Here is a 10877-nt window from a genome sequence, read left to right on the forward strand (position 1 = left end):
ATACCACTAGCATAAAGGGAGATTACCTTTTCTTCAATCCCAGAAATATCCCTTTTATTTTTAGGAACCACAATAGGTTCAAACTCTCCATTTCTATCCCTAGGAACATTAATATCTAGCTCTCCATACTTAGTTTTTATTGTTTTGTTAGCATATCCATTTCTTTTATTCTCTGTTTCTTTATTTTTTCTGTCTCCTTTACCGTAACCCAGCTTTACTTCAAGTTCTGCTTCAAGCATTTCCTGAAGGGCATCCTTAAACATATCTTTTAGGTATGCATAAATATCATCTGCTGTTTTAAATCCTCCATCTACTATCATTTGTCTTAATACTTTCTTCGGTAATGTACTCATAAAAATTCTCCTTTCTAACTTAATCTTTTTTAGATTCTTGCCAGAAAGGAGACATTATTTACGGTCAAACACATATTTTATGACACTACCTTTTTTTCATATTGTCTTTATATCATCAATCAATTCATCTATTATCATTTCTTGATATCCTGCACAACCAGTTTCTTCAAGAGCCTTACCTATACTAATTAAGCTTTTATTTTTTAAACCTTTAAGCTTTTTCATTCTCTTATCATCAATTCTCTTTTTTGAAAGTGCTTTATAGTAGTCACCTTTATTGTATCTCCAAAGGATTAAGCTTTGATCATATCTGCTTTTTAATTTATCAGCTATTGCTAGTCCTTCTGGGTCAAAATCTCCTGAATAGTATATATACACTCCATCTTTTACAAGTTTATCCAATAGAACTAATGATGCGAGTTTTACTTGACCATATGTGCAAACTAAAGCAGGTTTTTCTCTAGAGGTTTTATGAAGTATCTCACTAAAAACAGCAGGGTTTTCAAAAACAAAAACCTTTTTCTTTGGACTAACAATCCTTTGGACTTTACTTAAATTCCAAAGAGATACTTGTAAAGGTTCATATGTGTTATAAAACCCCTCCCAGCCTCCATGTATTCTTCCATCCTTGTAGGCAAGTAGTCCACTACATATTGTAAAATTAGATATTTCGTCCTTTATAAGTCCAACTCTATAAAGGAGTTCAGCTTTTTCTTCTGCATTTTGTGGATACTTTTCATCTAAGAGATAAACTATACCGTTTAGTAGAAGCTTTCCACATTCACTATTGTCATCAAAAATATGGGGATTTTTACTTATGTGGGATGCAAATAAAGCCAATCTTTCGCTTTTATTGTAAAAGAAAGGTAAACTGTTAAGTCCCTTTGAAGTAATAATCAAATCAGCTTTCAAACTTACTCTGTCTTGATTATATCTTTGAGCAATAATTCTATAGGCGTTTTCTTTGCCATTAAGTACAAACTCAAGCCATTCATATGCTTTAGTCCCTCTTAATTCATCTAGTATTTCACTAAAAAATTTTTCTTTATCTCTTTCATATTTTTCTATTTCTGCTTTTTTCGTTACTATATTCTCACCAAAATATTCTTCTAATACTTCTATCAAATCTAGCTTCTCAAAGGGTGTGTCCTTCAATGCTTCTTGGAACTTATCCACCTTTATACTAACAGAATCCTTATAATAGTTCTTTTTAAGGAAGCCCGTTAAGGCTTCCTTTTCTTCCAAGGTTAAATTATTAAGCTTAATAGTCCCACCAATTTTTCCAAGGGCTTTATATCTATCTTTTATTTTTACAAGAACCCTATGGAATCCATGATTACTTTTAAAATATTCACTACATTGTTGTAGCAATTTCACTTTGTCCATATTCTACACCTTCATTTGTCAATAACTCTTTCACTTTACCGTTCCATTTATATCTTAAAACCGTTACAAAGTTTGCATTGTTTGGCCTAACAAGCTCACATATAGCTAGAGAAGGAACGGTATCATAATCTCCCCATAATATTTGGGAATTGATAATAAAGTTAAGTTCAAGTTCATTTAATAATCTAAACATATCACGTATATTATTTTCATCAACCCCTGCAAAGGCTTCATCCAAGGATATTATACGAGGGCAATCCTTTCTTGCACCTTCGTATTTTGCATATACAGCAGAAAACAATGGTACATACATCGCCATAGCCTTTTCTCCACCACTGAATTTATAAAAGGCGTTATTGGTTAGTTCTTTTTTATTCTCATTGGTCTTCCTATAATATAATCTGAATTCAAACCATTTTCGATAATCTAAAACTTCCTTCATTATTGTATGGAAGGTTTGTTTTCTACCAGTTTCTTCCGCTTCCCTTCTAGCTTCACTTATTTTCGATCTAAAATGTGAAGACAGCTTATTAAGTTCATTTTCCGTAAGGAGATTCCCATCCTTTCTAAGGAGAATAACTAATTCCCTTGTATCTAGCTGTTCTTCAGTTTCGGCACTCTTACTTTTCCAGCTTAGACTAAAGGATAATCCACTGGAGGTGTTCATAGACTCCATCAAGCCATTCATTTTTGCAACCCATTCTTCACTATGATATATCTTTGCCCTTATTTTTTTGCTGATATTTTTAGCTAATATATCCTCAAATAGCTGTCTATCGCTTTCCCTTAGAAGCTTTTCATTTTCCTCAATTCCTTCCTCGATATAGTCTAATAAGCTAAAAAAGTCTACATACCTTCCCCTAACTCTACCTAAAATATCCATTCTCTTTTGACTTAAAACTGCTTCTTTTATTCTTTCATCCTCAGCTTCAATGTTTTTTGCAAATGTATAGTCCATTTTTAAGTTGTATTCTGCAAGATACTGGCGATTTTCATGGAATTTTTCCTGTAGATTTCTCATATAATCATCTTTGTTTCTATCCTGTTTTTCCATATATTTTAATTCATTATAAACCTTTTTAGCAGCTTTATATATCTCTTCCTCTATTTCTGATGTATAAACATATCCAAGCTGGTATTCTTCTTTAAAGGCTTCAAGAAAGATTTCAGTAACATGTTTCCTAAAATCAAGGTCTTTGCAAAGGTCTTTTATTTTCTCACATGCTTGGTCATAGTTTGATTTTGCCCTTTCACTAAGTTTAATAGCTTCTTTGATTTCTTCTGGTATTTTTATCAAAAGCTTTATACAATTATTTATCTCATTTTCTATTTCTTCAAATCCTGAAATCTTTAGCTGCTCTACTAAGCTTTTGCGTTTTTCTGTATTTTCCTTAATACTTCTTTCTATCTTTACTAAGTCATAATTAATTTCGTCAATATCACCATCTATTTCTTCTTTTTGTCTCAATCTTATTTCCTTAGTACCTACCAATTGAATTAATTTTAAATGCTCTGTTTCAAACTCTAAAAGTAGCTCTTTGTAAGTATAGGAATCTTCCTCAGCACTTACAAAAGCCTCTAAGTTTCCTGGAATCTCAAGATTAAATGTCAATTCATAAACTCTTTGCTTAACTTCTTGAAGCTGTTTATATATGCCATTTGCCTCTTCTTCCTTAATCTCTACATTTTTTAAGCAATTGCCATAATAAAACTCTGCTTCCTTTAGCTCACTAAATGCCGCTTCTAAATCCTTCTTTTCTGGAAAAGCTAAATATTCCTGTCTAAGAACTTCCAATCTTTTTTCTATAAAATTTATTTCAATTTCTATTTCATCTATTTTCTCCTTTATTTCATCAATCTCTAAATGTAAACTTTCTATCATTTCTTCCTTGAATCTTTTTCTAGCAGATAAACCAATATACTTTGGTTTATAGTTGCTGCTTGTTTTTCCCCTTATAGGTCCAATTCCATATCTACCTGTTTCATCTATAAAGGTTGATTCTCCCTGTTCATCTAGTAATATACTCTTTAGTACATTATCCACGTCTTCTTCATTTATTCCCGATACATTTATTCTATCCACCTTTAGCTTATGGGATAATTCATGCATCAGATATTTGGGTGAAGCAAATAGATATCTATCGGACATATCCTTATCCATTTTAAGAACGATTTCCTTATATTTTGAAGGTATGATTAGGGCATCAAGTATTCCCATATCTACCAAGGCTTCTTCTAGGATTCCCTTCTCGTCTTCATTTAAATCCTCTTGAAAGTCCACTGCCATATAAAATGGTATAAAAGGTATGTTTTCATTCTTAAGTCTTTCCCTATTTAGTATTACCTTTTTTTCTCTTTCTGGCTCAGGGTCCTTTTTATTTATCCATTCCTTTATTTCTTCATTTTTCTCTTCATATTTATCTTTATACTTGTCCTTTTCAGAAATTAGCTTATGTTTGTGATTATTTAGAATCCCTTCATACCTATTGTATTCCTTTCTAATTTCTTCAACAATATCATCAAAGCTATTTTCTTCACCATAGGTATTTACCCTACGAGCTACCTCTATTAGCCCTTCTCTTGAGGGTTTTAATTCCTTATTTGACTCTTCCCAGCCGTAGATTTTTTCTATAAATTCCTCTTTAGTTTCTGAAAATAATAGCTTTGCTGCTTCTACCCGCTTTTCACTGTCTAGCTTGTCTTTTTTAGAATTTTCTAAATCTCTAATAGAATTGTCATACTTTGTATTAATAGCTTTTTCTTCATCAAGCACCTTTCTAGCCTTTATTATTCGATCGCTGTATAAATTTATCTGGCTTCTAACATATGAAAAATCATATTCCTTCTTAATGTCCTTTAAAAGCTCATCCTTCATAAACTCCTGCTCATGGAATCTAAAAGCATCAGCTATATCGCTCATCTCATCTAGCTTTTCCATAATATTTTTTATTTGAATTTCCTCTTTATCTTCAAGTTCCTTTATTTTAAAATAAATCTCCCTTTCCTTATCCTTCTTTCTATTTAGCAAGGCTTTTTTATTGTTATTTTCCTTTTCTAGCTCCCTTAGACTACTCTCTAGCTGTGCAATTTTTTCCTTTATCCTATAGCTATCATGCTTTTCTAGCTCCCTTTTCCTTTCCTCTGTGGCATTCTTTTTTATTTCTAGTTCTTCTAATTTCTTTTCTTCTTCTTTATGACTTCTTTCATAATCATCTCTTTTTTCCCTTAGTTCTTTTTCTTCTCTTAGTAGATTTTTCAAAGCATCTTGAGAGTTTACATAGTCCTTAGTTTTTTGAAAAAGTATATATCTATTATATTGATCATAGGCATTTTTAAGCCTATCAGCCGCCTTTTTACTTACTTTAAAGTCTTCTAGTCTGCTTTTGATATTATCCATGTTTTCTATGGCTTCTGACATAGGTCTTAAATCATCATCGGATAAGGGCTGTAGTGAATTGTTCATTATCTCATATATTACCGTTGGTCTAAAATCCTTGGATAGTTTTGGAGTCCTAAGCTGTATGAGAAGCTTTATAAGTTCATCATAATCCTCAATCTCATCAAATCCAAAGAGATATTTATTCACCATAGCCATATATTCTTTTTGACCTTCTTTAACCTCGCCACCATCACCTATTCTATTTTTTAGCTCAGTCTTGCTTAAGGGTACCTTTTCTCCAATGTTCTTATATAGAAAAATATCCCTTCCAATTCGTCTACCATCGGTTATGGCAAAACCCCAAAATTCAAGACCTCTCCCTCTTTTTGCCTTTAGCCCCATTCCTATGGTTAAAAAATTTCCTGAACTTTCTTTTTTAAACTCTATATAGATATATCCTGTACTTTCATTTTTACCATATTCTTCTTCCCCCAAGAGATAATTTTCAAGCTTTCTAGCCCTAGACCCAAAGGGATCTAGCCTTTCTGGGCTTTTATTTCCATCTAATAAAAGGGGAATAAAACTTTGCATAGTAACAGATTTACCTGAACCATTTGTCCCCCTTAGCAGTAGCTTCCCATCGGCAAAGTAAAACTCTTCCTCATCGTAATACCAAAAATTTAAAAGCCCTGCCCTATTCATCATCCATCTATTTTTGTTCATTTATTTTCCCTCCCTTCAGAAGAAGAATTAAAATCCTTTGGGTATTTTCCTATAATTTTTCCTGCTAAAGGCATTATTTTAAGCTCATTTATTCCATCCAATTCTATAAAACAACAGTTTTTCATATATTTTATAATCTCACCACATAGTTTATTAAGTCTCATTTCCCTATACTCCTTACTCCAACCTAAGGAATATTTGTTTTTTAGCTCCATTACTAGTTTTTCAAAGGAATGAATTGATATTTTTATCACATCGTTTTCCATTTTAGATAAGCTTCCATCCTTAACTTTTTCTATTATTATACTATTCATTTGTAGGGCTATATCGCTTATTGTTTTATTTTCTGGAAATGATTTTTTATAATTTTTATTGTCATTTAATATAAGAAATGCTCCATTTTTATGAACATGGAGATCCGATTCTAAATATTTTTCTATATCGTTTTGAATCATATTTCTGTAGTTTTTAATATATAAATAATCAGGGTCATCAGCCCCTTCACTATATACCGCTGGTGCCATTATCAACCTTCTATATACACGATTTCTTCTGATACGTCCCTTATCCTTGTCAATATCTGTCCACTCATCATTTTCTAAATCTTCTAGAGAATTATATAATAATATATTCCCTGTAAAATTCCTTACAAAATACTTCGATACTCCCGTATTTTCATATAAAACCTCTGTATCTCTAGAATTTGTAAAGCTTTGTTCATCCCCGTCATTTAAATTAATCATACCTATGTCAAGGGCAAAACGCAATATTTTAACAAGATATCTTCTATGTCTATATAGTGTCCAATCAACCTTGTCATCTCCAGGAAATATCCCTTCAATATATTCCGTCAGCTCCGATAAAAGAAATTGTTCTTCTCTACCTTTATCTTCTAAAAACATCAATAGAAGGCATAAAAAGCTATATTCCATTCTGTCCTCAAAGACCTCGATCCCCATCCAGTCTTCTGGTTTCCCAGGGATTTTTTCAAGCTTTATAAGCTGGGGAGTAATTATTGCTTGATACCCTAGCTTGTCTGTTATAAATGGTCTTAATTCCTTTATAGAATCTCTTATTCTATAAAATAATTCCTTATCTTCATCCTTTATTATCCAATAATTCTCAAGTAATATATCTAGCTCCTTCATATAAGCTTCTCCTATTCAAAAATAATCTTGTAGGCTGGCATTTGAAGTTTTCCATCTTCACAGTCTAAAATACAGTTTTTGTCTTTTTCAGGAAGAATGACCTTAAAAACCCTTCCATCTTCGGTTTTTGATGTTCTATTTGGTGCACTGCTTCCTTTAGTAAGCCATCTTAAAAGAGCAACCCTTACATGGGACTCTATTTTGGGAAGATTTGCAAAATCTATTTGATTATTTACAATATAACTCTCCATAACACTTCTCTCATGCTCCCTTTCCCATATAACCTGCTCTAACATTTCTCTTTTTCTTTCAGAATTGTTGGCTATTGGAGTTCTATCACGTTTCTCCCTGTAAGTTCTAACCCTTGGTTTAATTATTACTTCATAGGGTCTTTCATCATATACTCCACTATTTATGCTTTCCGAATCCCTAATGATATTTCCTTTGATATGCTTTGTGTTAAATATTCCAAAGGTAAGGGAAGATAGCCTGTGGGCTTCATTAATGTCCTTGCAATTTAAAAACATCTCACAAAGCTTTTTATATTCTTCCTTCCTATTTGCAGCACTATTTCTGGTTTCAACTATTTGAAATGCAAAACGAGTAATCTTACGGATTATTTCATTAGTTATATCAAAAAGCTTAGCAGCTTCACTTTCTCGCTGTTCATCTCCTAAAAACCAATTTTTTAAGTTTGTCCATCTTTCATTAATATTTTCCCTTATTACTTCTAGAGATATTTCTGTGTCTATCCTTGGAATAGATTTATTATATTCAAAAACTTTATTAAGCACCCTTTCTTCTTGATGTATGTCCAATTCTTTAAGAATAGCCTCTATTGCATAGGAATTTTGCTGTAAACCCTTTATAAAATCCCTCAAATAATCTATAAACATGTCTTTAAATACTAGAAACTCCCTTGTTTTCATCATTTCTTCAGCCTTTAGGCTATATAAATCCCTTATATAATCTTGATAGTTTTGATTAAGCCTTTTAAAGTCTTCATTAAGGGAATTCCACCAATTTCCTACTTTATTTGTATCTTCATCTACCATATCCTTGAATTTCTTCAGTTCTATTCTTAATCTTTCTAATAAGGATGGTTCCAATGAAGCACTTTCCACCTTTAGGTTTTCCAGTCTTATGGTCATTCGTTCTATCTCTACACTATATTCTGATAGATGGTATCTAAACTGTTTATTTTTAAACTCCTCAACGGTGGAAGCCTTAGCTGTGTCTTGCACAGGTATAAGATTGCCCCATTCCACAAGAGAATCTAAGTCCTGCTTACATTGATCCATTGTATATTCTATAAAATATTCACTTTTCTTTAATTCTTCAAAGACTTCCTCTTTATACATCCAGTATTTCATTTTTTGATATTGTAAATAAAAATATCGAATTATAGTTCTATATCGCCAAGCATTTTCCGCTGTAAGATATTTAGTTTCTGTGATTTGCTTGAGAATGTTGTTGTTCATTTCCATTTTATCACCTTTTGATTATAGCTGCTCCATTTGCAATCCTCTATTCTACTTACAATTCCTGCTTGCATTGGCATATTACATCCCCCCTATTTTAATATAGTACAATATAATAATCAGGACAAATAAAGGCTTCCTCACGGCAATCGCATGAAAATCTATCTTAATAAAAGCTTAAGGTTCAAGTTTTTTTAATGACTTTGCACCATTAGATATATATATTACTTTCTTAGTTATTTTCTTTTGAGTTCCCATTACATCTATCGTTACGATACTTCCCTTTTAAAAAAGCAAATCTAGAAGCTCTGGTATCGCTGTTATTTCATTGATTTTTGCAATCTACTTCTACTATTTTTTCTTCTGTATGTTCACTCATTTTCCTTGTCCAATCTATAAATGCTTTATTAAAAGCATAGCTATCTATATTTTCAAACAATCTCTTGAATGTACCATGAGATGGTACACCGTTTTTAAGGTTTAAATACTTCCTTACCAATTGTTCTTTATCTTCAGCCAAATCTCCTATTTATATCCAACCATCAGCATTTGCTATATTTACAACTACTGCTGTAAATAATATTTCTGTTATAGATAAACAACATTAACATTTAAAATATATTTCAAAGAAAATAATGAACGTTTCTACATTTTTTCTTTGAAATTTATTAAACCTTAAAGTTGTTTATCTCTAGTTTATGTTTTATTTCCCACAATTGACTAAAATCCTTTATATTTCCAAATGTGGCTTTAATTTCTTCTATGCTCATATTTATGTCCAACACCTTTTCATATTTATATATAAGAGTTTAAGTAAAGATTTTAATTTATACATGTCCAAAATGCCCAGAAACATTGCATATTTGTACATGTATAAATTAAGTTTTACTATGTAAATCTTATATGGGTTTTTTGTTTAAAATCATCCTTTTCAATTTTATTAAATTTTACAGATTTTGGATTATATGTTCATGCACTCATTTACATTCCTACTTCTTTCAATTTATTATTAACTCTATGCTTCTATATTTTTTATCCATCTATGCACACTTGCTATTTTTTAGTATATTATTTCACACTTTCAAATAAAATAGGTATACCATCCGTTCTGCTTAATTTAAAAAAAGCTACAAATCTATCAACTGAAGTATCTCCACTTTTTGTTTTCTTCATGATTTTTTTACTTTTTCTAATAAGAAAATCTCTATAATTTCCTGAGAAAGCAAGTCCTAATCCTGACGTCATATTGAATTCGTCAAATTTAATTAGTCTTGTAAAAACGAGAACATTTGTATTTATACTTTTACTTAATCCTATATCCAAAAGCTTAGATTTTTTACTATTATTAAGTATATCTCTAAGTAATATTGTACTGTTTTCCTTATTAATACCTATAACTTCATATAGTGATGTCTCTGATAATTTCATTGCAGCCAAAATTTCTTCTTCATTTGAATTTTTTGCTCCATATCTCTTTTCATATTCGGATAATGCACTATGACCATCTCTTATTTTTTCGTATATAATAAAATCAAAGAGTATATCTTTTTCATTGTAATATTGAAATACAACTTTATTATTTTTAACTATATCTAGTATTTTCCCACCTCTTTCAAAATCACTTTGGCTAACAAATTCATCTAAAATTTTCATATGCAATTTTACTAATACTTTTCTATAAGTTTTATATTTTTCAACTAAATTCATTCTTTGATACCTCATCTCTATATTGTTCATTATTTTTCATTTATGACAGTGATTTTCCATCATTAAACAAGGCTACTATTTGTTTTTTTTAATGGTTCTTCATAGCGTTTTGCCATTTTAAATTTCCCATCATGATATCTATCTATAATTATATCATTATTCGGAATTTATTTGCCCTATTTAGTGTAACTTATCTATATTTTAATTTTACCCCCTATGAATTCAAAATGAATGCTTATAACTGTTGCTTTAACAGAAACATTATATATTTTTATATTGGAAATATTCTATTTTTATTCTCAGATTCTATCATTTCTATCATTTTAATAAAATAATTCACTAAGGACAACTCCAATCAAAAGATAGTCCTTATCCATATTTTTACAATAGATATATGTTATTTATATTACTGGATTGATTCCCACTGTATTCAAATGCTCTATTTCTGCATTTTCAAATTGCTCTAATGTTGCATTAAATATTCGAATATGGTTTATTCTCCGCCGACCTCTAGAAGATTTTGAAGGTGTAACAAAGAGATTTTCTAGGAAAATCTCATACTTTTTAAAAATACAACTTCTTAGAACTCTTAATAAGTTTAATAAAGTTCCTCTATAGCCTTCTTTGTGCTTAATAAAAATCAATAAGCAATAAGTAATTAAGGCTATATAAAGCTGATTTTGAACAGCATTGGCACTAG

At 30.7% G+C, this 10877-nt stretch carries 7 protein-coding genes and 1 pseudogene; all 8 read right to left on the reverse strand.

Annotation, left to right across the window (positions count from 1 at the left end; translation table 11 throughout):
• On the reverse strand, positions 1–320 hold a 320-nt coding region (locus BUB36_RS17375; protein ID WP_408633780.1), incomplete at its 3' end, for a transposase.
• 129 nt (positions 321–449) lie between these two features.
• Positions 450–1739 carry a TIGR02679 family protein gene (locus BUB36_RS17380; RefSeq protein ID WP_073153236.1) on the reverse strand — a complete coding sequence of 430 codons (1290 nt, stop codon included), beginning with the start codon at positions 1737–1739 and terminating at the stop codon, positions 450–452.
• Positions 1708–5841 (reverse strand): TIGR02680 family protein, encoded by a 4134-nt coding sequence (locus tag BUB36_RS17385; protein WP_073153238.1) that lies wholly within the window; start codon positions 5839–5841, stop codon positions 1708–1710. Before BUB36_RS17385 ends, BUB36_RS17380 begins: the two co-directional genes overlap by 32 nt.
• Positions 5838–6989 (reverse strand): TIGR02678 family protein, encoded by a 1152-nt coding sequence (locus BUB36_RS17390; protein WP_073153240.1) that lies wholly within the window; start codon positions 6987–6989, stop codon positions 5838–5840. Before BUB36_RS17390 ends, BUB36_RS17385 begins: the two co-directional genes overlap by 4 nt.
• Positions 6990–7000: 11 nt before the next feature.
• The gene (locus BUB36_RS17395) at positions 7001–8476 is read right to left on the reverse strand and encodes a TIGR02677 family protein (protein WP_073153242.1); all 1476 of its coding nucleotides are present in this window, start codon (positions 8474–8476) and stop codon (positions 7001–7003) included.
• 319 nt (positions 8477–8795) lie between these two features.
• Positions 8796–8990 (reverse strand): transposase family protein, encoded by a 195-nt coding sequence (locus BUB36_RS17400; RefSeq protein WP_073153244.1) that lies wholly within the window; start codon positions 8988–8990, stop codon positions 8796–8798.
• Between the two features lie 548 nt (positions 8991–9538).
• Positions 9539–10177, reverse strand: coding sequence for a hypothetical protein (locus BUB36_RS17405; protein WP_073153245.1), 639 nt, complete (start codon positions 10175–10177; stop codon positions 9539–9541).
• A 401-nt stretch (positions 10178–10578) separates the two neighbouring features.
• A pseudogene (locus tag BUB36_RS17410) lies at positions 10579–10877 on the reverse strand (IS4 family transposase); the annotation flags it as partial.

The organism is Paramaledivibacter caminithermalis DSM 15212, assembly GCF_900142245.1.
In the GTDB taxonomy this organism is placed as follows: domain Bacteria; phylum Bacillota; class Clostridia; order Peptostreptococcales; family Caminicellaceae; genus Paramaledivibacter; species Paramaledivibacter caminithermalis.